Here is a 24642-nt window from a genome sequence, read left to right as displayed (position 1 = left end):
CTGGCCTGCACTGCCCCGAATTCAAACACCCGCCACCCGCCCCGTTGGCTGGAGGCGGCGCCTGGTCAACCACGAGGTGCCCCAGGCGCGTCAGTTTGCGTTACGGGTTGCCACGGGCAAGGCGCCCGCCATCACGCCCGGCGCGGGTGGCCCTTACCAGTCATACGTCAAGTTCGACACCACGGTGCGGCCTTCGCCGTAGTAGCAGTCCACCGAACTCCCGCAACTGGCGACGTAGGTTTTGTCGCCCAGGTTTTGCACGGTCAGGCCCAGTTTCACGCCTTTGAGTTTGAGCGGCGATTGGCTCAGGTCGTAGCTCATGTTGGCGTCGTAGACGGTGTAGGACGGGATCTGGAACGCGCCGTCGTAGTCGTCGCCGTAGTTGCCGCGCACGTAGCGTGCGCCGATGCCCGCGCCCAGGCCGGCCAATGGGGTGTCGCCCAGCAGGGTGTAGTTAAGCCACAACGCGGCGGTCACGGGTGGGCGGTTGGCCGGGTGGCGGCCTTCGCGGCCGTCGTTGTCCTTGGTGTACTTGACGTCGTTGCGCGACACCGAGGCGATCACGTTGAAGGCTTCGCTGATTTCGCCCTTGGCTTCCAGCTCGATGCCCTTGGAACGCAGCGCGCCGACCTGTTTGCTATGGCCGGGGTTGGCCAGGTCTGGGGTGAGCATGTTTTCCTGGTCGATCTGGTAGGCCGAGATCTGCACGAAGCTGTTCTGCCCCGGCGGTTGGTACTTCACGCCCGCTTCGTATTGCTTGCCGGTGGTCGGCTCAAAGGGTTTTTCGCCCACGCCAGTGCCCAGTTGCGGCAGGAAGGATTCGCTGTAGCTGACAAACGGCGCGATGCCGTTATCGAACAGGTAGACGATGCCGCCCCGGCCGCTGAATTTTTCGTCGCGGGTGGTGCTGTGGGTTTCCACCGCCGACAGGGTCTGGTAGTTGTCGCCCTTGGCCAGGTCGTAGCGCCCGCCGATGACGAACACCCAACGGTCGAGCTTGATCTGGTCCTGGGCGTAGAAGCCTGTCTGGTCGATGGTGCGGTCCCAGCTCTGCGGCCCGCTCCAGTTCATGCGTTGGCCGTAGGTGGGGGTGAACAGGTCGATGGCCGCGCCGTTGCGGTCATACAAACCGTGGAAGTCGGAGTTGGAGTGGTAGTAGTCCACGCCCAGGATCACGGTGTGGTTCAGGGCGCCGGTGTCGAATTCGGCCTGGGCGATGTTGTCCACGCCAAACACCTGGTTTTCCTGCTTCCAGTTGACCCCGAAGCGCGATTGGTAACGCTGGTCGTTGGCCCCGGTGAGGGGGTTGGTGACGAAGCGGTAGCCGTGCAACGGCGCGCGGTAGTGGTCGTCGACCGTGGCGTAACGGGCGTTTTGCTTGAGGGTCCAGACGTCGTTGAGGCGATGGGACAACTCGTAGCCCAGCACGTACTGCTCGCGGTTGTACTTGTTGATGCCCGGCTCGCCGATGAACACGTCGCGGTCGATCTTGCCGTTGGGGTTGTGGAACAGGGTGCCGGAGGCCGGCAGGCCCTGGGCCTCGGGCACGCCGTCGTCCTTCTGGTACTGGGCGAACACGGTCAGGCGCGTGTCGTCGCTGGCGTTCCAGGTAAAGCTGGGGGCGAGGAACTGGCGCTTCTGCTCGAAGTAGTCGATCTCGCCATTGGAGTCGTTGGCCAGGCCGGTCAGGCGATAGAGGAACTTGCCCTCCTCGTCCAGCGGCCCACCGAGGTCAACGGCGACGCTTTTATGGTCGTAGCTGCCTGCCTCCAACACCACTTGGCGCACGGCGGTTTCGGTTGGGCGTTTGCTGACCATGTTGACGATGCCGCCAGGCTGGTTCTGCCCGTAGAGCACCGAGGCCGGCCCCTTGAGCACCTCGATGCGCTCCAGGGAATAGGGTTCGATCTGCAACGCACCACCGGTGCTGCCGCCGCCGTAGGGCAGGTGCAAGCCGTCGAGGTAAAGAGGTGTAGGAGAAATACCGCGCGAAGTTGGTTCGTCGAAGAACTTCACCCGGTCGTCAAAGCCACCGCCGGTGATGCCGGGCGTATAGCGCAGGGCTTCGACGATGCTTTGCGCGCCCCGGGACTTGATCTCGGCGGCGGTGACGACGTTGATGGTCTGGGGGATTTCCGTCAGCGCGGCGTCGGTCTTGCTGCCGGTGGCGCTGCGCTTGGCGACGATGCCTTCGACCGGGCCCCAGGCACTTTCCGCGGCCTCGGCGGCGTTGATACGGGTGGCGCCCAGTTGCAGCGAACCGCTCTGGGGCACGGCTTGCAGCGACCAACTGCCTTGGGATTCGAGCGCCAGCAGGCCACTGCCGGCCAACAATTGCTCCAGGCCCTGGGCCGTGTCGTAGCGCCCTTGCAGGCCGGGGCTGCGCTTGCCGGCGGTCAATTGCGCGTCCACCGACAGCAAAATGCCCGCCGTGCTGGCAAAGCGGTTCAGGGCCTGGTCGAGGTTACCCGCCGGGATGTTGTATTGGCGCGCCTCCCCGGCCTGGGCCGACGCGGCCACGGCCAGGGTGGACGCCAGCGGCACGGCGGCCAGCAGGCTGACAAACAGCCCACGGCGCAGGTGGCGGGACAATGTACGAGACGACGTCGGGCGGTGTGGCATTCCAGAACTCCCCATGAGAATGCTTCTTGATTTGCTTTCAAGAGGTATCCCGGATAACTCGGCAAAACCGACAAGGCGCTGGGAAGTTTTTTTTGAAGGCGTGCAGGGCCCGTAGCAGGCGGGCTTGCCCGGGCTGGGGGGACGCAGCAACCCTAAGCTTTTTCTGGGCCGCCACACCGATGTTTGGACCGCTTCGCACCCCAACGCGGGCAAGCCCGCTTGCTCACCCTAGCGCCTTGACCGTCACCCAATACCGCGTCACGGCTTCTACCCGCACCGGTAGCGATTGCTCCAGCGCGGCGAGGATGGCGTCGCTGTCGTCGAGGGGAAATACGCCGGTGAGCAGCAGCCCAGCCACGGCGGCGTCACAGCGCAGCCAGCCCGGGCGATGGCGCGCCAGGTCGGCAATAAACTGCCCCAACGGCTGGCGTTCGGCGGTGAGGCGGCCCTGGCTCCAGGTGCTGGCATTGAGGTCGGCGGCGCGCACCGCACCGGTCTGGGCGGCGTTGAACCACAGGCTGTCGCCGGCGTTGAGGTACTGCGCAGCAGCATGTTGCGGGCGTACATGCAATTGGCCTTCATAGAGATCGACCCGCGTACCGCCCTGCGCATCACGCACCGCAAAGCGGGTGCCCAGGGCCTGGATGTCGCCGGCCTGGGTCTCGACGATCAGTGGGCGGGTGGCGTCGTGGCCGCTGTTGAGCAGGATTTCGCCACTGATGAGGGTGATACGCCGCTCGCGGGCGCTGTAACGCAAATCCACCGCCGTGTCGCTGTTGAGGTCCAGGCGCGTGCCGTCGGCCAGGGTCAGGTGGCGCACCTCGCCCACCGCCGTGCGCTCGCCAGCCATGGCGTTACGCCACGGCTGGCTGCCCTGCACCGCGTAGCCGCCGCCCGCCACCAGCAGCACGCCGAGCAGTTTGAGGGCGGCGCGGCGCTGCTGGTCGGGGGCATCGCGCAGCACCGCCCGGGCGCTTTCGGCGGGCACCCCGCTCAGGGTTTGCTGCAACTGTTGCAGGCGCGCCCAGGCGCGGTGGTGGTCCGGGTGGGCGGTTTTCCAGCGGGCGAAGGCCTGGCGCTGTTCGGCATCCAGCTCACCGCCCCAGTGCAACATCAGCCATTCGCTGGCCTGCTCGACGATCGCCGGGGCAATCGGCGCTTCGCGCTGCGCCCTCATTGCTCGTAGACCACCTGATAGCAGGCCTGGATGGCGCGGATCATGTACTTCTGCACCGAACTGACCGTCACCCCCAGGCGCTCGGCGACTTCAGCGTAGGTCAGCCCTTCGAACTGCGAAAGCAGGAACGACTGGCGCACTTTTTCCGGCATACGGTCGAGCATGGCGTCGATCTGCATCAGGGTTTCGAGGATCAAGGCACGGGTTTCCAAGGACGGCGACTCCGGTTCCGGCAGGTGGGCGATGCTTTCCAGGTAGGCGCGCTCGATGCGCAGGCGCCGCCACTGGTCGATCACCAGGTTGCGGGCGATCTGCGTCAGGTAGCTGCGGCTTTCCAGGTGCCCCGGAAAACGCCCCGACACCAGCAGGCGCAGGAAGGTGTCCTGGGCCACATCGGCGGCGTGCTCGCGGTCGCCCAGGCGCTTGCGCAGCCAGCCTTGCAGCCAGCCATGGTGGTCACGGTAAAGGCGATGCAACTGCGCCTTGCCGTCAGTGGTTGCATCCATGGAAGGGTCCACACACATGATTGATAGCAATTATCATTACACTTTTGTATGGGGGCAGGCAAAGGGCCATTTACCATAGGCGCCGCGAGGGCTTGGTTTACCTCAGCTCTAACGCCACCGAACCCAGGGTGAGGAACCAGACACACCCCCCCAGCGCCACCCATAGCCTATTGAGGCCGCTGAGCCGGGCATTGGCCTGCCCTTGCGGGTCACCCTCCACCGCATTGATGGCTTTTTGCACGCATAGCAACCAGTAAGTTTGCAGCACGAACACCCCCAGGCCTGCGGCCAGCCCCAGCAAGTTATTGGGCACCCAGACCTGAATCGAGCCGCCCAGAGCGGTGAGAATGATCGCCAGGGCAAGCAGCCGAGGATGCCAACGGGGAGGCTCGGCCAGCCGTTGCACCTGGCGATCGATCTTCATTACCAGCGAATAGATGAACAAATCGTTTAACACCGCCCGCAGCCACGGGATCACCTTGATGCCAGTGGTATCGCGGTAGCGCCGCCAGTTTCTGTAGCTCCAGTACGGAAAGTAGAAACCAAAGGTCGCCACAAACAGGATGACGAATTTGCTCGGTGCGACGACGTAGAAAAACCGCGCCCTGGCCGGCGCGCAAGGGCTGTCGGCCAGGGGTGGGACACAGGGGGGGTCGATCGTAGGCATGGCTACAAGGGCTCGTGAAGGAAACGGCCCGTGATGTTAAGCCCGCCATCCGGGCATTTTGTGAAGCAGCAGGGAATCAGGAACAGCCCTACGCGAGCGCCCTACAAAGCTGCTTCCTCGGCCTGCAACGGGTACACCGACTCCCACCCCCCGCCCAAGGCCTTGTACAACCCGACCATGGCCAGCGACACGTTCACCTGGCTCTCGACCTGTTGTTCCTGGGTGGCGAGCAAGGCGCTTTGCACCGTGAGCACGTTGATGAAATCCACCACCCCTTCGACATACTGCTGCTGCGCGGCCAACAGGGCGATACGGTTCTGGCTGACCGCTTCGGCCAGGTGCTCGCGCTGCAACTGGCTGGCGTTGTAGCGCGTCAGTTGATCGTCGATCTCGTGCCAGGCCCGCAGCACGGTGTGCTGATAGCCCAGCGCCGCTTCCTGTTGCTGGGCCTCGCGCAGCTTGAGCATGCCGCGCAGGCGCCCGCCGTCGAACAGCGGCAGGCTGAACTGTGGGCCGATGGCGAACTGACGCGAGCCCCAGGTGCCGAAATTCGACAACTGCATGGCTTGCGAGCCGAAACTGCCCGACAGGGTGATGCGCGGGTAGAAGTCGCCCTTGGCCACGCCGATGCTGGCGGTGGCGGCGTGCAGCCGCGCTTCGGCCTGGAGGATATCCGGGCGGCGGCGCGCCAACTGCGAGGGCAAGCCGATGGCCAGTTGGGCCGGGGCTTGGGGCACCGGCGCGGCGGCGGCCAGTTCGGCTTGCAGGGCTTGCGGGCCCTCCCCCAGCAACAGGCTCAGGGCGTTTATCAGTTGGTCCTGGCGCTGGCGCAGCACCGGCAGGCGCGATTCGATGGCGGCCACTTGCGCGGCGGCTTCGGCCACGTCCAGTTGGGTCGCCACGCCATCGGCCTGGCGCATGCGCGAGAGCATCAGGCTGCGGTTGGCCACTTCCAGGTTCTGCTCGGTGACGGCCCGGGTGCTCTGCACGCCACGCAGTTGGATATAGCTCTGCGCGGTGTCGGCCAGCACGGCGAGCAACACGCCGCGCCGGTCGTTTTGCGCCACCTCCAGGGTCGCGTCGGCGGCTTCGGTTTCGCGCCGTACGCGGCCCCAGAAGTCCAGCTCCCAAGCCGCCGCGAAACCGCCCTCCCACAGGTTGAAGGCGCTGTTGCCGTTATGCCCCGAGGGGTCGCTCAAGCCTTCACCACTGTTACGTTTACGCGCGTAGCCGCCGTTGGCGCTGGTGGACGGGTACTGGCTGGCGGTGGTCACCTGCCGCACGGCGCGGCTTTGCTGCAAGCGGCTGCTGGCCAGTTGCAGGTCCAGGTTGTCGCTCAGGGCGCGGCGGCTCAGGCTGGCCAATTGCGGGTCCTGGAACACTTCCCACCAGTGTTCGGCCAGGGCGCTGCTCACCGCTTGGCTGGCGGCCGGGGTGGGTGGGGTGTTCCAGCGTTCGATGGACGGCGCCTCGGGGCGTTGGAAATCCGGGCCCACCGTGCAGGCCGACAACATCGCCAACGTCAGCAGGCCCGGCAGAAGATTGAGGCGTTTCATCGCTGGCTCACCTCGCGCACCTGTGTGGCCGAGCTGTGGGTGTCGATGCTCGCCTCCACCGACATGCCCACCCGCAGCCGCTCAACCAGCGGTTGGCCGGGGTCGAGGAGGATTTTCACCGGGATGCGCTGCACCACTTTGGTGAAGTTGCCCGTGGCGTTGTCCGGTTTAACCGCCGCGAAAGTCACGCCGGTGGCCGGGGCAATGCTCTGCACGCGGCCGCTGAGGGCCTCGCCGTCGAGGCTGTCGACACGCACCTGCACCATCTGCCCCGGCGCCACGTTAATCAGCTGGGTTTCCTGAAAGTTGCCCACCACATAGGCCTGTTCCAGCGGCACCACGGCGAGGATCTTGCTGCCCGGCGTAACGTAGGCGCCGACCCGCACCGCCCGTTCGCCGACCATGCCGTCCACCGGCGCGACAATGCGCGTGTACGACAGCTCGTAACTGGCCATCTCCAGCGCCGCATGGGCGCGTTTGAGGCCACCTTCGGCGGCGTCGCACTGGGCGCTGAGGATTTCCACCTGCTTGCGTTCGGCGGCCAGCACCGCCGTGGCATGGGCCAGTTGCGCGGTGGCCTGGTCGATGCGCGTGCGCGCCTGCTGGGCGTTTTGCACCGTGCCCGCGCCCACCCCGGCGAGGTGGTTGTAGCGCGCCAACTCATGCTCGGCGAAGGCCATTTGCGCACGGTCGGCCACCACTTGCGCCTGGGCCTGGGCGATCACCGAGGCCTGGCGTTCCAGGGTGGCGCGGGCGTTTTGCAACTGGGCGCTGGCGACTTCGGTTTGCGCCGCCGCAGCCAGGGCAGCGGCGCGCAGGTCGCGGTCATCGATCAGGGCCAGCAACTGCCCGGCCTTGACCTGCTGGTTATCGTCCACCAGCACTTCCTTGATGAACCCGGCCACGCGGGGCGCCACCAGGGTGAAATCGGCAGCAACGAAGGCGTCGTTGGTGGTCTGGCGCGTGCCGTGGCCGAACAGGCCGGGGGCCAGCACGTAGAGCAGCGCACCCAGGGCCAAAACCGCCGCCGAAGCGGCGATGGTGTGTTTCGTGGAAATCGTCATAAACAACCTTCTGTGTCGTTAAGCATTCAAATGGGCGCGCGCGGTGGGTAGATCCGCGTCGGCAGCCAGAAAATCAGCAGGATCATCGCGCCGGCCAGCACGGCCATGCAGGCGTACAAGTCCGCCGAGGTCAGCACCAGGGCTTGCTGGTGCAGGCGCCGGGCAAGGTCGGCAGGGTTGCCTTCGACCCACGGCGAGTTGCCGAGGCGGTCCACCAGGTGGGTGGAGTGAAAGTGCAGGCGCGCGGTGGTCAGGGCGTCCAGCACCCCGGTGGCGACCACGGCCGCCAGGCCCTTGACCGTGTTGAACCAGGCCGAGGCGTAGGGCCCTTCCATGGGCGTGATGCTGCCGGTGGAGAGCATCAGCAGCGGCAGCACGGCCATGGGCTGGCCGAAGATCTGCAGCAGTTGCAGCACGTAAAAGTCGTCGCGGATCCAGGCCGAGGTCAGTTGAGTGCCGCCGGCGCAGGACAGCGCCAGCATCCCCAGGCCAATCCCCAGCACCCAGCGGCAATCGACCCGGCGCTGGTTGCACAGGGCCGCCACCAGCGGCAGCGCGATCAATTGCGGCAGCGCCATCACCAGCATCACCGGCGCCGTTTGCAAGGGCCGATAGCCCTGGACCTGGGCCAGGTAGGCCGACGGAATCAGGATGACCGCCAGCAGCACCATCAGCACCCCGGCCAGGGTCAGCAGGGAGAACGACAAATTGCGCACCCCCAGCATCTGCAACTTGAAAAACGGGATCGGTTGCGACCATTCGTTGACCAGAAACAGCACCAACAGCAGGGCCCCGCCGCCGAGCAAGGTGCAGATCAGGCCTGACTCGAACCAATCCAGGCGATTGCCCTGCAACAGGCCGATCACCAACATGCAGATCGCCGGGAACCCCAGCAGCAGGCCGCGCCAGTTGAATTGCTTGAAGCGCTCCAGGCGCAGCGGGTCTTGGGGCAAGCCGTAGGCCACCGCCGCCATGGCCAACAGGCACGGCGCGACGATCTGCCAGAACGCCCACTGCCACCCGACGTATTCGGTCCACAGCGCCGCCAGCGGCGTGCCCAGGCTGGGGCCGAAGGTGGCGGTCAGGGCATAACCGGCCAGGCCATAGAGCTTGACGTTGGCGGGCAAAAAACGCAGGGCCACGGTCATCAGCATCGGCGGCAGCGCGCCACCGGCCAGGCCTTGCACAGTGCGCAGCAGCAACAGGCTTTCGTAGTTGGGGGCAAAGGGGCACAGCACGCCCAGCACGGTGAACAGGCCCATGGCCGCGAGGGTGAAACGGCGCAGGGAGAACGTCACCGAGCACCAGGGTGCGAAGGCCATGGCCGCCACGGACGTGGCCGTGTAGCAGGCCACCAGCCAGGTGCCTTCGTCGTAACCGATGTACAACGCACCACGGATATCGGCCAGGGCAACCTTGGTGACCATCTCGTTAAGGCCCGACACCAGCACCGCCAGCAACACACCCACCAAACCGATGATGATCCGCGGCCCGAACACCGGCGGCGCCGCGGCTGCCGGCTTGGCGGGTGCCGCAACAGCAGCAGGCGCGGCGACAGCAAGGGAACTCATAAGCAGCACAACTCCGGTTGAGAAATACCGGAGCAGTTTAAGAACGCTGATAGCTGACGAAAACTGACTTATTGGCAGCTTATAAGTGCGTGCCGCGCAGCAATTGCGCAGAACGGTTTAAACACTATCCCTGTGGGAACAATGACCGCGGTGTAACAAATGAACCCTGTGGGAGCGGGCTTGCCCGCGATGGCGGCATTCCAGCCGCCGCAGGTGCATCGCCTGCCCCGGCCTCATCGCGGGCCGGGCCCGCTCCCACAGTTCAACTGTGGTGTGGGTGAGAGTTGTGACAGGTATTCACTTTCCACTGTGGGAGCGAGCCTGCTCGCGATGGGGGCATTCCAGCCGCCGCAGGTGCATCGCCTGCCCCGGCCTCATCGCGGGCCGGGCCCGCTCCCACAGTTCAACTGTGGTGTGGGTGGGATTTGTGGCAGGTATTCACTTTCCACTGTGGGAGCGAGCCTGCTCGCGATGGCGGTATTCCATCCGCCGCAGGTGCATCGCCTGCCCCGGCCTCATCGCGGGCGGGGCCCGCTCCCACAAGGGGTGGGGGCTGGCCTTAGGCCCCGTTCCCATGGCGGGTGAAGGCTTTTCTCACCTTGGCTGCGCCTGCGACCAGGTTTCATCGCAGGTGGACTTGAGGGTTTCGCGCAGCCATTTGTGGGCCGGGTCTTTGTCGTAGCGCGGGTGCCAGGCCTGGGTGAGCATCAGGGTCGATAACGGGATCGGCAGGTCGAAGGCGCGCAGGCGCAGGCCCAGGCGGGTGACGCTGGAAATGGTTTCCTTGGGCACCGGCAGGATCAGGTCCGAGTCGGGCAAGGCGAACATCGCCGCGTGGAAGCTCGGCGCGATCACCGCCACCCGCCGTTCCAGGCCCATCTCGTTGAGCGCGGTGTCGATGGGCCCGCGGGCGATGCCGCGCCGCGACATGCTGATATGGGCAAACCCGGCAAAACGTTCGGCGGTGATTTCCCCGTCGAACAGCGGGTGATCTTCCCGGGCCAGGCCGACGAAGGTAGTGGAGAACAGGTTCTGCACCTTCACTTCCGGGGTTTGCGGGCGGGAGTTGCTGATGCGCAGGTCGATGCGCCCTTCGCGCAGCGCCTCGTCGTCAGCGTCGCCCTCGGGCACGAAGCGCAGTTCGCAATGGGGCGCCTCGCGGTCCATGGCGGCGAACAGGCGCCCGCCGTACACGCCGACGAAAAAGTCATTGGCGCGGATGTTGAAGCGCCGACGCAAGGTGCGCAGGTCTACCTGGTCGGCCGAGCGGAACACCCGCGCCGCCTGCTCCACCACGGCGCGCACCTGGTTGTGCAGTTCCAGGGCCTTGGGCGTGGGCACCAGGCCACGCCCGGCGCGCACCAGGATCGGGTCGCCCACCGCTTCGCGAATCCGCGTCAGGGTGCGGCTCATCGCCGCCGGGCTGAGGTTCATGCGCCGCGCGGCGCCCACCACGCTGCCCTCGTCGAGCAAGGCGTCGAGGGCGACAAGTAGGTTCAGATCGGGAAGCTGCATGCCAGGCACTCACAAAAGTTGAAGATTGAGCCAGGCGCAATGCTAGCAGCTTGCCTAGCCAGGCACCGTATCGCCCTCAGTCAGCGCCAGCCGTCGGCTTTGCAGCCAAGGGCCGAATGCCTCGGCCAGCAGGGGCCGGGAGATCAGGTAGCCCTGGGCCACCTGGTAGCCCTGCTGCTGGAGCACCCGTTGTTGGGCTGCGGTTTCGACGCCTTCGGCCACCACACGCAACTTGAGGCTTTCGCCAATACGGATCACCGCCTCGCTGAGGGCCTGGCTGGTGGTGTCGTGCTCCAGGTCGTGGACGAAACTGCGGTCAAGCTTGAGCTCTTGAATCGGGATACGCCGCAAGTAGCTGAGGCTCGAATAGCCGGTGCCGAAATCGTCCATCGCCAGGCAAATGCCCATGGCGTGGACCTCATTGATGGTGGTGAGGGTATCGGGGTTGCTGTCCATCACCACGCTTTCGGTGATTTCCAGGGTCAGGTCGGCCACCGTGAGCCCATGCTGGGCGAGGATTTCGCCGATCAGCATGGGCAACTGCCGGTTGTGGAAATTGGTCGGCGACAGGTTCACCGAGACACAGGGCACCGCCAACCCTTCGCGCCGCCAAGCCGCCAACTGCTGGCACGCCTCGCGCAGCGCCCACTGCCCGAACTCGCCGATCAACCCGCATTCTTCGGCCAGGGGGATAAAACAGGTGGGCGAGATATGCCCCAGTTGCGCGTGATGCCAGCGGGCCAGGGCTTCGACGCCGTACAAGGCCCCGGTGCGCAGGTCGATCTGGGGCTGATACATGAGGAAAAAGGTTTTCTGCTTGATGGCCTGGCGCAGCGCGGTTTCCAGGTTGAGCCGCCCCCGGGCGAGTTGGTCCAGCCCCTCGCTGAAAAAACTCACACTGCCGCGTGCGCGGGTCTTGGCCTGGAACATGGCCATATCCGCGCGATGCAAGAGTGTGGCCATGGTGCGCCCGTCCTCGGGAAACAGGCTGGCGCCGATGCTGGCCGAGGGGGTCAGCACCACGCCGGCGATCTGGCAAGGCGTCGCCAGGCTCTTGCGCAGCTCTTCGATCACCGCCACTGCCTGCTGTGGCCCGCACCGCGGGAGCACCAGCACAAACTCATCGCCCGACAACCGGCTGACAATGTCTACCTGGCGGCGCTGTTCGCTCAAACGCCGGGCGGTGATGCGCAGGAATTCATCCCCGGCCGCATGCCCCAGTGAATCGTTGACCTGCTTGAAGCGGTCCAGGTCAACGAACAGGACGGTCAGCTGCGTATGGTTGCGCCCCGCCTCGGCGATGGCCTGGTCGGCCCGGGCGTACAACAGGTTGCGATTGGGCAGGCCGGTCAATTCGTCGTAGAAGGCCAGTTGCCGGATGTGGGCGCGCGACTCTTCACGCTCCAGGGCCAGGGCACACAACTGAATGCTGGCGTTGACCAGCAAGCGATGCAGCTCGCTGGGCTCGCCGGGTTGCCGGTAATAGAAGGCAAAAGTGCCGAGCACGCGCCCCGAGCTGGATTTTATCGGCGTCGACCAACAGGCCCGTAACCCCAGCGGGAGGGCCAGGTCGCGGAAGTCTTCCCAGTTCGGGTGGCTGGCAATATCGCTGACCATCACGGCTTCGCCGCGAAATGCGGCGGCCCCACACGAGCCAATGGCCGGACCAATGGCCAGCCCTTCCAGGGCCGCGCCGTAACTCGCAGGCAGGCTCGGTGCCGCCAGGGTATGCAGCGCGCCCTGGGCATCGATACTGAGCACCGTGGCGATCACGTCCGGAGCGATGCGCTCGACCTCCCGGCACGCCAGGCTCATCAATGATTCCAGGCACGCCTCCTGGACCATGGCTTCGAGCATTTTGTGGCGCAAAACCTCGGGCATCCGCGAGTGGGTCACATCGTTGAGGACGCTGACGCTGTTAAGCAGCACACCCTGGGCATCGCACACCGGATGGGAGGTGACGTCGCACCACACCCGCGAACCGTCGAGGTGGTAGCCCACCACTTGGGATTGGTGGGATTGGCCGCGCTTCAGGGCCTCATGCAGGGCGGTCTGCGCCAGCGGGTCGAGGTCCGGGGCAATCACCTGGCAGGGGCTTTTGCCGCGCACCTGCTCGGCCTGGTGGCCAAACAGGCGGGTAAAGCCCTCGTTGATGTAAACAATGCGAAATTGATTGTCGGTGAGGATGATGGCGTTTTGCGTGGTATCGACCACCAACGACAGCAGGAACAGCCTCTCGCGCTCCTCATGCTGGTCGGTGATGTCTTTGATAAACGCGGTATAGAGCTGTTGCCCGGGCGTCTCGACCTTGGAGATCGACATCGCGCCCCAGCGCCGCCCGCCGTCGTTGCGCTCGATCAGCACGACGCGGCTGGTGCCGACAATCCGGTTGATGCCCGTCACGCGGTTTTTGTCGATGTAGCTGTCGTGATCGGCGCGGATCAGTTGCGGCACCAACAGGCTGACGTTGTGGCCCAGCACCTCGTCGCGACGGTAGCCCCAGAGCTTTTCAGCAGCGGCGTTGAACAGAATGACCTGATTGCGCTGATCGATGACCACCACGCTATCAATGCTCTGCTCCAACGTCTGGATGAAGATGTGCGAGAGATCTTGGAGGTTCGACATGGGTGCGTCCTGCTGACAACTGTTGTTTTTATCTTTACGCCGGGCCCCATCCCCTGGGATTGCATACCGGTTGCACTGCCCTGTGTGGCAGCCGCCGGGTCAGGTCTTAAAATGCCTGACCATGGCGCTCAACTCCGACGCCAGGCGCGACAATTCGCCGCTGGCGGAACTGGTCTGGTGGGCCCCTTCGGCCGCCACGGTCGATAGCTCGCGGATGTTGAGCAGGTTGCGGTCCACCTCATGGGCAACCTTGGCCTGCTCCTCCGTGGCACTGGCAATCACCAGGTTGCGTTCGGTGATCTGGCTCACCGCCAGGAAGATTTCTTCCAGGCTCTGGCCCGCGGCTTCCGTGGCCAGCAACGTGGTGCCGGCGCGGCGGGTGCTGGCGTCCATGGCCTCCACGGCCTGGTGGGTGCCGGTCTGGATACCGGCAATCATCTGCTCGATTTCCTGGGTCGATTCCTGGGTGCGATAAGCCAAGGTGCGCACCTCGTCGGCCACCACCGCGAAACCACGTCCGGCATCGCCGGCACGGGCGGCCTCGATGGCGGCATTGAGGGCCAGCAGGTTGGTTTGGTCGGAAATGCTGCGGATCACTTCCAGCACCCGGCCGATATCCCGGGTCTGGACCGCCAGGTCTTGCACCAGGTCGGAACTGGTCTTGATCTCGCGGCTCATGGCATCGACTTCGTCGAGGCTGGTTTGCACCTGGCGCCGGCTCTCCCCGGCCAATTGGTTGGTGGCGCTGGAGGCTTCGGAGGTCGAAACGGCATTACGCGCCACCTCCTCCACCGCCGCCGTCATCTGGGTCACGGCGGTGGCGGCCTGCTCCAGTTCGTTGTGCTGTTGGTGCAGGCCGCGATTGCTTTCCACCGTGACCCGGCTCAGTTGTTCGGCAGAGCTGGCCAACTGATGGGCGCAATGGCTGATCTGTTCGATGGTCTGGCGCTGGCTGGCCTGCATCTGCTGTAAGCCGTTGAACAGTTGGCCGATTTCATTGTTCGACTGGGCGTCGATGGGGTGGCGCAAATCCCCGGCGGCGATTTCCTCAAAATGGCGCCCGGCCTCGCGCAGCGGGCGCAGCACCCGGGTGGCGATAAACCACCAGCAACCGGCCGCCAGCAACCCGGCAATCAGCAGCAACACCACGGCCTGGACCTGGGCCACGCTGTAGCGCGTGTGCGCCTCGTCCATGATCGCGACGGTTTGCGCATCCAGGGCCTGCTCGAATGCCGTCAGGGCGGTGTCGAAGCTGTCGTTGGCGGCGCGGGCCTTGAGGTTGACCGCGATGTAGCGCTCCTCGGAGCCGTCCTTGAGGGCCTGCATCTGTTCATTCAGGGTGCTGCGATACACCGCAAAGGCCTGCTGCAGGGCGGCGATGTCTAGGGCCGACGGGTGCTTTTTTTCCTGGGCGCTGAACGCCTCGAAAAACACCAGCGCTTCCTCGAACAAGGTTTTGGCCCGCTGCAGGCTGGCGGCGGCCTTCTCGCTGTCGCCGGCGCGTGCCTCCAGGAAAGCACCCGCCATTCCCACCCGTGAGCGCAGCAAACGCAGGTAGGCCAGGTGCACCCGGCTGTTCTGGGTAACGCCGACCTCATGCAGGCGTTCGATCTGCGCATCGCTGTTCATGGAGCTGCGCCAACTGGTCAGGGAGGAAACCAGCAACGCGCAGACGAACAGCGCCAACACCCAGAGCATCCCTGTTCGTATCTTCAAATGGGTCAGCATGCAGATGAAATCCCATGGTCGAAAAGCCGGAGCCATTTAAAGGCCACTATCTAATATGTCGCCAATCCTACGGCTGTTTTTTGATCTGAATCAAATAAAGCATGACGCAAGGCATCAATACCATAGTCGTATTACATCATTCGTTTGAACGGAGTAAGCCCGGAAACTGTCGCTTAACGATAAGGATGATGACGCAAGAGGTTAAACACGCATGAAAGAACGCACGGTGGCACATAGAGTCGGGGCAACCATTGCGTTTCGCCGTAAGGCCAAGGGCCTGACACAGGCCTACATGGCCGAGGCCATTGGAGTGGAGAAGGAAACCATCAGCCGCATGGAAAACGGAGTGATCTCCATCTCCTTGACGCGCCTGCAACAGATGTCGGAAGTGCTGGAGTGTTCGCTGAGCGACCTGGTACGCGCCAGTGCCAATGATGCCCACAGCCACTCACAGAGCGTCAACGAACTGATTCAGAGCCTGCCCACCGAGGAACGGGTGATCGTGGTGAACCTGGTCACGGAAGTGGTCAAGGTGCTCAAGGCCAAGGGCCCGTCCCAACCCTCGTGAACCTGGCACCACCGCCGCGCAGTCGAACCGACGCCTCCCTACCCACCCCGCCCCCAAACCCAGCACCCACCGCTAGAGCGCCGCTCCAATGCCCCATCAGCGCTCGTGCAAGGCCTCGGCGCGGGCGCGGATGATTGGTTTGAGCAGGTAGCTCAAGACGCTTTTCTTGCCGGTGATGATGTCCACCGTGGCCACCATGCCGGGGATGATAATCAGCGGCTTGTCGTCAGTGCCCAGGTGGCTGCGCTCGGTGCGCAGGGTAATCATGTAGTAGGTGGTTTTCTTGTCTTCGTCGGTGATGGTGTCGGCGCCGATCTGCACCAACTTGGCCTTGAGGCCGCCGTAGATGGTGTAGTCGTAGGCGGTGAACTTGACCACCGCCTCTTGGCCCGGGTGCAGGAAGGCGATGTCCTGCGGGCGGATTTTCGCTTCCACCAGCAGGGTGTCGTCCAGGGGCACGATTTCCACCAGGTCGCTGCCCGGCTGAATCACGCCGCCGATGGTATTGACCAGCAGCTGCTTGACGATGCCGCGTACCGGCGAGGTCACCAGGGTTCGGCTGACGCGGTCCTCCAAAGCCTTGCCGGTGGCGCTGGCCTTGCTCAGGTCGGTGCGCGCCTCGTTGAGTTGGCCCAAGGCTTCGCTGCGAAACTTGCCGCGCGTTTCGTCGATCTTGCGCTGCACTTCCTTGATCGCCGATTCGGCGCGGGGGATCGCCAGGGTGGTGGCGTCCAACTGGCCACGGGTTTCGACTTCGGCGCGTTTGAGGCGCAGCACTTCCACCGGCGATACCGCGCCCTGAGCCACCAACGGCTCGGACATGTTGATTTCCTGGCGTTGCAGGTTCAGTTGCTGGCGGTATTGCGCCTGTTTGGAGCTGAACTCACGCAGCTCCTGCTGACGCTGGATCAACTGCTCCTGCAACCCGCCGACCTCGTCGAGCAGTTGCTGGCGGCGGCTTTCGTACAGGGATTTTTCGTTGTCGGCCTGCACCGGCACGGCTTTCATCACGTCTTCGGGGAAGCTCAGCGGGCGGTCCTCGACCTCCGCGCTCAGGCGCTCCACCCGCAGCAGCATGGCCAGGCGATCGGCCTCGGTCTCGCCGACGTTGGAGACGAACCGGGTGTCATCGAGGCGAATCAGCGGCGCGCCGGCTTCGACGATCTGCCCTTCCTTGACGAACAGCTCGGCGACGATGCCGCCCTCCAGGTTCTGGATTTTTTGCAGCTTGGACGAGGGAATCGCCTTGCCGTCGCCGCGGGTCACTTCGTCGATCACCGCGAAATTGGCCCACAGCAGCATGAACAGGAAGAAGCCGATGATGCCGTAGATGGTCAGGCGCACCACGCGCGGGGCGTCTTCGATCAACGCCTTGTTGACCTCCGGCAGCGGCTGGCCTTGCAGGGAGTCGGAGCCTTTGAAGTAACGCAGAATCGAATCTTTCCAACCGGACTTAAGCAACACTGATCTGCCCCTTCTTCAACGCTTCCATCACAACGGCTTTAGGGCCGTCGGCGAGAATTTGCCCACGGTCGATCACCAACAGGCGATCGACCAGCGACAGCAGGGAGGCACGGTGCGTGACCAGCACCACGGTTTTGTTTTCCACCACCGCTTGCAGGCGTTGCTTCAAGCGTTCTTCGCCGGTGTTGTCCATGGCGCTGGTGGGTTCGTCGAGCAGCAGGATCGGCGGGTTGAGCAGCAACGCCCGGGCCAGGGCGACGTTTTGCCGCTGCCCGCCCGAGAGGTTCTGCCCGCGCTCGCCCACTTGCAGCTCGTAGCCCTGCGGGTGAAGGCGGGCGAATTCGTGCACGCCGGCCAGTTCGGCGGCTTGCAAGACGAGTTCGTCTTCTACATAGCGGGCGCCGGACACCAGGTTATCGCGCAGGGTGCCGGCCAGCAGTTGGATGTCTTGCGGCACGTAGCCGATGTTGTGGCGCAGCTCGCTGATGTCGATCTGGCGGATGTCCACGCCGTCCACCAGCAAAGCCCCATCGTCAGGCTGGTAAAGGCCCACCAGCAACTTGGCCAGGGAGCTTTTGCCCGAGCCGCTGCGGCCGATGATGCCGACTTTCTCGCCGGGCTTGATGACCAGGTTGATGTTCTTGAGCGCAGCGTTCTGCTGGTTCGGGTAGGTGAAGTTGAGCTGGCGGCATTCGATGGCGCCCTGCACCGTTTTGCGGCTCAGGGGGCGCTCTTCGAAATTGCGCTCCTGGGGCAGTTCCATCATTTGGTCGACCGAGACCATGGTCACCTTGGCCTGCTGGTAGCGGGTCAGCAGCCCGGACAGCGAGGCCAGCGGGCTCAGCGCCCGGCCACTAAGCATGTAGCAGGCGATCAGGCCGCCCATGCTGAGGTTGCCGTCGATGATCTGGTACACACCGAAGACGATCATGATGACGCCAGCCAGTTGCTGGATCAGCAGGGTGATGTTCATCGCCAGGCCCGAGAGCATCTTCACGCGCAACTCGAGGCGGCTGAGGGTGCCGATGGTCTGTTCCCACTGGTACTGGCGTTCGCTTTCGGCGTTGTTGACCTTTACCGCGTCCAGCCCGGCGAGGGTTTCGATCAGGCTCGACTGGCGCTCCGAGGCCAGGGCCATGGTGCGCTCCATGGTCGCCATCAGCGGTTTCTGCAAGGCGTAGCCGATGCCCAGGGCAATCGGGAAGGCCAGCACCGGAATCCACACCAAGTGCCCGCCGAGAATGCCGATGACCATGAAGATCAGCAGGGTGAACGGCAAATCGATCAGGCTGGCCAGGGTCAGCGAGGCGAGGAAGTCGCGCAGGCTCTGGAACTCATGGATGTTCTGGGCAAAGCTGCCGACCCGCGCCGGGCGGAACTTCATCGACATGCCGACGATGCGTTCAAACAGCGTGGCCGAGATAATCAGGTCGGTCTTCTTGCCCGCCAGGTCCAGGCACAGGCTGCGCAGGCTCTTGAGGATCAGGTCGAAGATATAGGCGCCGGTGATGCCGATGGCCAGCACCCACAGGGTCGCAGCGGCCTGGTTGGGCACCACGCGGTCGTAGACGTTCATCACGAACAGCGGGGCGGCCATGGCGATGACGTTAATCAGGAAACTGGCGGCGATCGCATCGGCATACAGCCAGCGCGAGCGCTTCAAGGTGTCGCGGAACCAAGAGCGCGCGCGCGGGATCAGCGTGCCGTGGTTCACGTCGAATTTGTGTTGGGGTTGGGCGAAGAACACTTGGCCGCTGTAGTCGTCAGCCAGTTTTTCGCGGTTGACGCTGACTTCGCCGCCATCGCTCTCGCTGAGCAGCAGGCGCGCATTGTCGCCGTCCCAGCCGACGAGCACGGCGCTGCGACCTTCCTTGAGCAACAGGAGGGCCGGCATGGCGATTTCGGGGATCTGCTCCAGCTTGCGTTGCAACACCCGCCCCTGCAGGCCGGCGCGGGCAGCTGCGCGGGGCAGCAACTCGACGCTCAGGCGCTGCGCGGGCAATGGCAGACCGGTGGTCAGCATCGCCGCGCTGGCAGGCTTCTGATGCAGTGTGCACAACGCCATCAGACCATCCAGTAACGGATCGTCGTGCAGCGTGCGTGGATCATGACTGAGATGAACTCGACTAACTTCTGATTCCACGCTGGACACTCTCTACCGATTGGACAATGAGGTTCTACTCAATTCATCCCAGGCAATTGCACCTTGGGCTTCACGTCGTTCTGTACGACGGAGGCCATCGGCGCGACCACTCCCTGGCTCTTGAGCAACTCGCCCATGGTCGCCTTGATTCGATATTGAGTAAATAACTGTGTGTTTTTGATTTCGGCCAAGCGGCGCGAAGCGGTGAACAGTTCGTTCTCACTATCGAGCAAGTCGAGCAGGGTTCGCTCACCGAGGCTGAACTGCTTCTGGTAAGCGGTGCGAACGCTTGTACTGTAGTCCACATACTGCTGGGCAATCGGCACCTGGGCGTTGGCGTTTTCCAGCGCGTTCCAGGCCAGGCCCAGCTCTTCGTTCAACACGCGCAAGGCGTTGTTGCGGATATCCAGGGCCTGGTTGGACTGGTAGGACTTCGATTCCAGGTCAGCCTTGTTGCTACCACCGGCGAACAGGTTGAAGCGCATGCGCAGCATGGCCTGCCATTCGTTGTTGTGCCCTTCGGTGCCGTCCAGGTTGTTGTCGGCGGTGCGGCCCAGCTCAGCGTCGAAGCGCGGGTAGAAGGTCGACTTGGCGGCTTCGTACTGCTTCTCGGCGGCGACGATGTCGGACTCGGCCGAGCGCAGGATCGGGCTGTTTTCCAGCATCTGGCGGCGGGCTTCATCCAGGTTCGCCGGCAGCAACGCCATGAACGGTGCCGGGCGCTCCAGCTGATCGGGCAACTGGCCGACTGCGCTCAGGTAGTTGGTCTGGGCATCGGCCAGGTTGGTCTGTTCGGTAATCAGGTTGTTGCGGGCCTGGGCCAGGCGCGCTTCGGCCTGGTCGAGGTCGGCGCGGCTGCCAACACCGCGCTGGGTGCGCAGCTTGATCTGGTCGTAGACGCGTTCGTGGTTGCTCAGGTTGTCTTCAGCCAGGCGCACGAATTCGCGGCGGGTCAGGACATCCAGGTAAACCTGGGCTACGGTCAAACCCGTACGTTCGGACGAACCGAGCAACGAGTAGGCGCGCGAGTTCACGTTGGCTTGTTGACGCCCCACTTCGCTGGACGTCGCAAAACCGTCAAAAACCATTTGCGACAGGCGCAGGCTCGACTCACTGCGGTTGAGCGTCTCCCAGTCGTTGCGCGGGCTACCGGCACGGGAACCCGGGCTGTCGGTGCCTTCGCGGCCATAACCGGCCAGCAGGTCAACCTTGGGCAGGTAGCCGCCCTTGGCTGCTTTCAACTGATAGTCAGCCGCCAGGCGACTGTTTACGCCAGCCTGGATTTCCGGGTGGACATCCAGCGCTTGCTGCATCGCTTGGGGCAGGCTTTGGGCCTGTACGAAGCCGGCTGCGAGGACGAACGGTATTGCCTTGAACAAGTGCGAACGCATGTTAAAGATTCCTAGGACTTTCTTGTCTCAAATCACAGCTCCATGGGGCGCTGTCTCGGAAAATAGCAACCGTAATGACCGTATGTCGGAAAGTTCAAAATCGGAACTGGATCACACACTGTAGGACAGGTCGCCGCGTAAATATCAATGTGACATTACTGGGGCGATTGTTTAGGATGGCACCCAGAAGGTCAATAGTTTGGCATAAAGTTAATTTCTAAAAAATATAGCCAAATAATTGACGAATAGAAGCGTCAAAACATTTTGAACTTACATCCAGTCTGATCGGGCCAATGCTCATCAGGCACATGGACGTCTACTGAACGGTACCTGGAGAATCTTCAATGAGCAGTGTTGTTGCCATCGTCAAAAGCATTGTTGGCCAAGTTTTCGTTGTGTCCCCCGAGGGCATTCGGCGTGTACTGATTGAAGGTGATCGCCTCTTTGCAGGCGACCAGGTAGACACCGGCCTGTCCGGTGCCGCCACGCTCGAGCTGGCCGACGGCCGCACCCTCGACCTGGGCCGTGACACCCAGTGGAGCGGCACCGCGCCGGACTCCACCACCGACCTGGCCCAGGCCACTGCGCAATCGGCGCCGTCAGTTGAAGAACTGCAGCAAGCCATCGTCGCGGGCGTCGACCCGACCACTGACCTGGAAGCCACCGCGGCCGGCAACACCGGCACGGGCAACAGCGGTGCGGCAGGCGGCGGCCACAGCTTCGTGGTGCTGGATGCCACCGCAGGCCGGGTTGACCCCACCATCGGCTTCCCCACCGAAGGCCTGGGTAACGGTGCAGCAGCGACCAACCAGATCCTCGGCGGCCAGCCCACCGACACCAGCAACACCCTGGTGCCGCGCGACTCGACCCTGACCCTCAGCGCCACACCGACCATCACTGAAGCCGGTGGCGTACTCGTCTACACCGCCAACGTGACGCAGGCACCGACCACCAACCTGGTCATCACCCTGTCCAACGGCTCGGTCATCGTCATCCCGGCCGGCCAAACCACCGGCAGCGTCAATGTGCCGCTGGCGCCGAACGACAGCGTTTACATCGACCCGGGCCAGATCACCGTCACCGTGACCGGCACCACCGGCGGTGGCGGCCTGGTGCTGACCGTCGACCCGACACCGGCCGTGACCCAAGTCACCGACACCATCGACACCACCACCGTGACCCTGACGTCGAACCCTTCTATTACTGAAGGCGGCGCGATCACCTATACCGCGACCCTGACCAACCCGGCTCAGACGCCGGTCACCGTCACGCTGTCCAACGGCACCACCATCACCATCGACGCGGGCCAGACCACCGGCACCGTCAACGTGCCGACCGCGCCGAACGACGTCTACAACAACGGCAGCACCGTCACCACCACCATCACCGGTGCCACCGGCGGCAACTTCGAAAACCTGGTGCCCAACCCGACGCCAGCGGTGACCACCATCACCGACTCCAAAGACACCACCGGCCTGACCCTGACCGCCACCAATACCGTGGCCGAAGGCGGTTCGATCACCTACACCGCGACCCTGACCAACCCGGCCGGCACCGCGATGACCGTGACCCTGTCCAACGGCGCGGTCATCACCATCGAAGCGGGCCAAACCACCGGCACCGTAAGCTTCCCGACGCCGGCCAATGACGTCTACGTCAACGGCAGTACCGTCGAAACCACCATCACCGGCACCACCGGCGGCAACTTCGAAGACCTGGCGCCCAACCCGACCCCGGCGGTGACCACCATCACCGACACCCCAGACACCGTGACCGTCACCATCGAAGGCGCCGGCGATGTCCTGGAAAACGCCGCCCCGACCTTCACCATCAAAGTCGACCAAAAACTCGACCACGACCTCACCGTCAAACTGAGCAACGGCGAAAGCGTCGTCATCAAGGCCGGCGAAACCCAAACCACCTACACCCTGCCCGTGCAGGGCGACGACGTTTACAAAGACGGCGAAACCGTGGAACTGGGCATCACCGACGCCTCGGTAGACGGCAAGACCTTTGAAAACCTGGTGATCGGCGACAGCGCCGAGGTGCAGATCAACGACACCGAAACCGAAGTGGTTGCCACCCTGACCGTGGACAAAACCACCGTCACCGAAGGCGGCGACGTGACCTACACCGTCACGCTGACCAACAAGGCCGGCCTGCCGATGGAGAGCCATGGCCCGCTGACGTTCACCCTGAGCGACGGCACCAAAATCTCCGTCAAAGCAGGTGAAACCACCGGTACTGCTGTCGTCCAAACCACCAATGACGTGTTCACTGGCGGCCAGCCAGCGCTGGTTAATAAGCTGGTAGGCGTTGAAGGCATGGGCGTGGAGCAGTTTGAAAAACTGACCCTCGATCCAAAAGAACACACCACCACCGTTACCGATCAGCCGACCGGCGAAGGTGACAAGGTGACTGTTTCGATCACTGGCGACGGTCCAGTCTTCGAGAACCAAGCACAGAAATTCACCGTCAGCGTCAGCCAGAAGTTGGATCACGATTTGACCGTGACCCTTAAAAACGGCGCAGTCGTGGTTATCAAGGCTGGCGAGTTGAGCGTTCCGTACGAGCGTGCCGCTCAAGGCGACGACGTCTATAAAGACGGCGAAACCGTCCCAATGGGCATCGACACCGCCACTGTGGATGGCAAGTCCTTCGAAAACCTGGTGATCGGCGGTGATGCTTCGGTAGTCGTGAACGACACCGAAACCGAAGTGGTTGCCACCCTGACTGTGGATAAAACCACCGTCACCGAAGGCGGCGACGTGACCTACACCGTCACGCTGACCAACAAAGCCGGCCTGCCGATGGAGAGCCACGGCCCGCTGACGTTCACCCTGAGCGACGGCACCAAAATCTCTGTTAAGGCCGGCGAAACCACCGGTACTGCGGTCGTCCAAACCACCAACGATGTGTTCACTGGCGGCCAACCTTCGCTGGTGAACAAACTCGTCGGTGTTGATGGCGCAGACGATTTCGAGAAACTGACCCTCGATCCGAAAGAACACACCACTACCGTTACCGATCAGCCGACCGGCGAAGGTGACAAGGTGACTGTTTCGATCACTGGCGATGGTCCAGTCTTCGAGAACCAAGCGCAGAAATTCACCGTTTCGGTCAGCCAAAAACTCGACCATGACCTCACCGTGACCCTGAAAAACGGCGCAGTCGTGGTTATCAAGGCTGGCGAGTTGAGCGTTCCTTACGAGCGCGCTGCTCAAGGCGATGACGTCTACAAAGACGGCGAAACCGTGCCCATGGGCATCGACACCGCCACCGTGGACGGCAAATCCTTCGAGAACCTGGTGATCGGCGGTGATGCCTCGGTAGTCGTGAACGACACCGAAACCGAAGTGGTCGCCACCCTGACTGTGGATAAAACCACCGTCACCGAAGGCGGCGACGTGACTTACACCGTCACGCTGACCAACAAGGCCGGCCTGCCGATGGAGAGCCATGGTCCACTGACCTTCACCCTCAGCGACGGCACCAAAATTAACGTTAAGGCCGGCGAAACCACCGGTACTGTGGTCGTCCAAACCACCAATGACGTGTTCACCGGCGGCCAACCTTCGCTGGTCAACAAACTCGTCGGTGTTGATGGCGCCGATGACTTCGAGAAACTGACTCTCGATCCGAAAGAGCACACCACCACCGTTACCGATCAGCCAACCGGCGAAGGCGACAAGGTGACTGTTTCGATCACTGGCGACGGCCCGGTCTTCGAGAACCAAGCACAGAAATTCACCGTCAGCGTCAGCCAGAAGTTGGATCACGATTTGACCGTGACCCTCAAAAACGGCGCTGTTGTCGTTATCAAGGCTGGCGAGTTGAGCGTTCCGTACGAACGTGCCGCGCAAGGCGACGACGTCTACAAAGACGGCGAAACCGTGCCCATGGGCATCGATACCGCCACTGTGGACGGCAAATCCTTCGAGAACCTGGTGATCGGCGGTGATGCTTCGGTAGTCGTGAATGACACCGAAACCGAAGTGGTCGCCACCCTGACCGTGGATAAAACCACCGTCACCGAAGGCGGCGA

General features: G+C 63.5%; 15 protein-coding genes. 2 read left to right on the top strand and 13 right to left on the bottom strand.

Annotation, left to right across the window (positions count from 1 at the left end):
• Positions 1–153: 153 nt before the first annotated feature.
• The 10 genes from CKW13_RS10955 to CKW13_RS10910 all read right to left on the bottom strand — a co-directional run bounded on the left by CKW13_RS10955 (position 154) and on the right by CKW13_RS10910 (position 15031).
• A complete protein-coding gene (locus CKW13_RS10955; protein ID WP_095108626.1) occupies positions 154–2622 on the bottom strand; it encodes a TonB-dependent siderophore receptor in 2469 nt (822 codons plus the stop codon).
• Positions 2623–2845: 223 nt separating this feature from the next.
• On the bottom strand, positions 2846–3799 hold the full coding sequence (locus CKW13_RS10950; protein ID WP_095108625.1) for a FecR domain-containing protein: 954 nt from the start codon (positions 3797–3799) through the stop codon (positions 2846–2848).
• Positions 3796–4305: a sigma-70 family RNA polymerase sigma factor gene (locus CKW13_RS10945; RefSeq protein ID WP_095108624.1), complete on the bottom strand. Its 510-nt coding sequence runs from the start codon at positions 4303–4305 to the stop codon at positions 3796–3798. The genes CKW13_RS10950 and CKW13_RS10945 overlap by 4 nt, the downstream gene beginning before the upstream one ends.
• A 97-nt stretch (positions 4306–4402) precedes the next feature.
• On the bottom strand, positions 4403–4972 hold the full coding sequence (locus tag CKW13_RS10940) for a hypothetical protein (RefSeq protein WP_095108623.1): 570 nt from the start codon (positions 4970–4972) through the stop codon (positions 4403–4405).
• Positions 4973–5073: 101 nt separating this feature from the next.
• Complete coding sequence (locus CKW13_RS10935; protein WP_095108622.1) at positions 5074–6528, bottom strand: efflux transporter outer membrane subunit; 1455 nt, start codon at positions 6526–6528, stop codon at positions 5074–5076.
• A complete protein-coding gene (locus tag CKW13_RS10930; RefSeq protein ID WP_095108621.1) occupies positions 6525–7592 on the bottom strand; it encodes an HlyD family secretion protein in 1068 nt (355 codons plus the stop codon). The genes CKW13_RS10935 and CKW13_RS10930 overlap by 4 nt, the downstream gene beginning before the upstream one ends.
• 26 nt (positions 7593–7618) lie before the next feature.
• Positions 7619–9163: an MFS transporter gene (locus CKW13_RS10925; RefSeq protein ID WP_095108620.1), complete on the bottom strand. Its 1545-nt coding sequence runs from the start codon at positions 9161–9163 to the stop codon at positions 7619–7621.
• 594 nt (positions 9164–9757) lie between these two features.
• Complete coding sequence (locus CKW13_RS10920; RefSeq protein ID WP_095108619.1) at positions 9758–10678, bottom strand: LysR family transcriptional regulator; 921 nt, start codon at positions 10676–10678, stop codon at positions 9758–9760.
• Between the two features lie 54 nt (positions 10679–10732).
• Positions 10733–13303 (bottom strand): EAL domain-containing protein, encoded by a 2571-nt coding sequence (locus tag CKW13_RS10915; protein WP_095108618.1) that lies wholly within the window; start codon positions 13301–13303, stop codon positions 10733–10735.
• A 99-nt stretch (positions 13304–13402) separates the two neighbouring features.
• On the bottom strand, positions 13403–15031 hold the full coding sequence (locus CKW13_RS10910) for a methyl-accepting chemotaxis protein (protein WP_095108617.1): 1629 nt from the start codon (positions 15029–15031) through the stop codon (positions 13403–13405).
• Between the two features lie 211 nt (positions 15032–15242).
• Between CKW13_RS10910 and CKW13_RS10905 the strand changes: the two genes are divergently transcribed.
• Positions 15243–15599, top strand: coding sequence for a helix-turn-helix domain-containing protein (locus CKW13_RS10905; protein ID WP_095108616.1), 357 nt, complete (start codon positions 15243–15245; stop codon positions 15597–15599).
• Positions 15600–15695: 96 nt separating this feature from the next.
• Here CKW13_RS10905 and CKW13_RS10900 read toward each other — a convergent pair whose 3' ends face one another.
• From CKW13_RS10900 to CKW13_RS10890, 3 genes are read right to left on the bottom strand one after another with little or no spacing between them, the layout of a single operon-like run.
• Positions 15696–17063: an HlyD family type I secretion periplasmic adaptor subunit gene (locus tag CKW13_RS10900; RefSeq protein WP_095108615.1), complete on the bottom strand. Its 1368-nt coding sequence runs from the start codon at positions 17061–17063 to the stop codon at positions 15696–15698.
• Positions 17053–19206: a type I secretion system permease/ATPase gene (locus tag CKW13_RS10895; RefSeq protein ID WP_095108997.1), complete on the bottom strand. Its 2154-nt coding sequence runs from the start codon at positions 19204–19206 to the stop codon at positions 17053–17055. Before CKW13_RS10895 ends, CKW13_RS10900 begins: the two co-directional genes overlap by 11 nt.
• A gap of 38 nt (positions 19207–19244) precedes the next feature.
• Positions 19245–20597 (bottom strand): TolC family outer membrane protein, encoded by a 1353-nt coding sequence (locus CKW13_RS10890; protein ID WP_095108614.1) that lies wholly within the window; start codon positions 20595–20597, stop codon positions 19245–19247.
• 344 nt (positions 20598–20941) lie between these two features.
• Here CKW13_RS10890 and CKW13_RS10885 point away from each other — a divergent pair.
• Positions 20942–24642, top strand: a 3701-nt coding sequence (locus CKW13_RS10885) for a retention module-containing protein (RefSeq protein WP_141233971.1), incomplete at its 3' end; no start/stop codon positions are given.

The sequence above is a fragment of the Pseudomonas sp. Irchel 3E20 genome, from assembly GCF_900187645.1.
GTDB lineage: Bacteria > Pseudomonadota > Gammaproteobacteria > Pseudomonadales > Pseudomonadaceae > Aquipseudomonas.
The sequence above is the reverse complement of the archived record's forward strand: the minus strand, read 5'-3'. Positions and strand labels throughout refer to the sequence as shown.

What these genes read in the sequence shown, in the direction of transcription:
- CKW13_RS10955 (WP_095108626.1), bottom strand. Translation starts at nt 2,622, where the DNA reads ATGCCACACCGCCCGACGTCGTCTCGTACATTGTCCCGCCACCTGCGC.
- CKW13_RS10950 (WP_095108625.1), bottom strand. Translation starts at nt 3,799, where the DNA reads ATGAGGGCGCAGCGCGAAGCGCCGATTGCCCCGGCGATCGTCGAGCAG.
- CKW13_RS10945 (WP_095108624.1), bottom strand. Translation starts at nt 4,305, where the DNA reads ATGGATGCAACCACTGACGGCAAGGCGCAGTTGCATCGCCTTTACCGT.
- CKW13_RS10940 (WP_095108623.1), bottom strand. Translation starts at nt 4,972, where the DNA reads ATGCCTACGATCGACCCCCCCTGTGTCCCACCCCTGGCCGACAGCCCT.
- CKW13_RS10935 (WP_095108622.1), bottom strand. Translation starts at nt 6,528, where the DNA reads ATGAAACGCCTCAATCTTCTGCCGGGCCTGCTGACGTTGGCGATGTTG.
- CKW13_RS10930 (WP_095108621.1), bottom strand. Translation starts at nt 7,592, where the DNA reads ATGACGATTTCCACGAAACACACCATCGCCGCTTCGGCGGCGGTTTTG.
- CKW13_RS10925 (WP_095108620.1), bottom strand. Translation starts at nt 9,163, where the DNA reads ATGAGTTCCCTTGCTGTCGCCGCGCCTGCTGCTGTTGCGGCACCCGCC.
- CKW13_RS10920 (WP_095108619.1), bottom strand. Translation starts at nt 10,678, where the DNA reads ATGCAGCTTCCCGATCTGAACCTACTTGTCGCCCTCGACGCCTTGCTC.
- CKW13_RS10915 (WP_095108618.1), bottom strand. Translation starts at nt 13,303, where the DNA reads ATGTCGAACCTCCAAGATCTCTCGCACATCTTCATCCAGACGTTGGAG.
- CKW13_RS10910 (WP_095108617.1), bottom strand. Translation starts at nt 15,031, where the DNA reads ATGCTGACCCATTTGAAGATACGAACAGGGATGCTCTGGGTGTTGGCG.
- CKW13_RS10905 (WP_095108616.1), top strand. Translation starts at nt 15,243, where the DNA reads ATGAAAGAACGCACGGTGGCACATAGAGTCGGGGCAACCATTGCGTTT.
- CKW13_RS10890 (WP_095108614.1), bottom strand. Translation starts at nt 20,597, where the DNA reads ATGCGTTCGCACTTGTTCAAGGCAATACCGTTCGTCCTCGCAGCCGGC.